This is a genomic window from Rhizobium sp. ARZ01, from assembly GCF_014851675.1.
GTDB lineage: Bacteria > Pseudomonadota > Alphaproteobacteria > Rhizobiales > Rhizobiaceae > Mycoplana.
The window spans coordinates 1-429 of record NZ_JACVAE010000014.1 but is presented as its reverse complement, the minus strand read 5'-3'; the positions used below and the strand labels follow the sequence as shown (position 1 = coordinate 429).

At 65.3% G+C, this 429-nt stretch carries 1 protein-coding gene; it reads right to left on the bottom strand.

The genetic code is table 11. From position 1 onward, the window contains the following. Positions 1-85: 85 nt before the first annotated feature. On the bottom strand, positions 86-382 hold the full coding sequence (locus tag IB238_RS24305; RefSeq protein ID WP_125473095.1) for a hypothetical protein: 297 nt from the start codon (positions 380-382) through the stop codon (positions 86-88). Positions 383-429: the final 47 nt, after the last annotated feature.

Here is a 429-nt window from a genome sequence, read left to right as displayed (position 1 = left end):
GCCTTCCAGCGTGGTGGCCTTGATAACCCGGAAGGGACCATCCAATCCCCGCGTCGACCTCTTGCGGGAAGCGCTTGGAGAAGCGCTAGGCGCCCAGTCCGCCCAGCAGCAGTAGCGCGACGATCACCCAGAACAGGAATCCGATGATCGAACGGCGCAGCAGCGCCTTGACCGCGGCCCACAGGCACATCAGCCCCAGCACCAGCAGGATGAAATTGAAGATCGACGGGCTCATGCCCATTGCGCCGGCCAGTCCCGAGTAGAAATCGCCGAAGGCATGGCCCAGGCCGCCCAGCAGCCACTTCAAGCCCGCGACGACGCTGCGCAGCGCCTCGCCCAGCATGCCGCCCAAGGACGCAAAGAAACCGTCTTCGGCCTGCATCAGCGGCGGTTATCCATCAGCATGCGTACCGCCAGCCCGGCCAGCAC

What these genes read in the sequence shown, in the direction of transcription:
- IB238_RS24305 (WP_125473095.1), bottom strand. Translation starts at nt 382, where the DNA reads ATGCAGGCCGAAGACGGTTTCTTTGCGTCCTTGGGCGGCATGCTGGGC.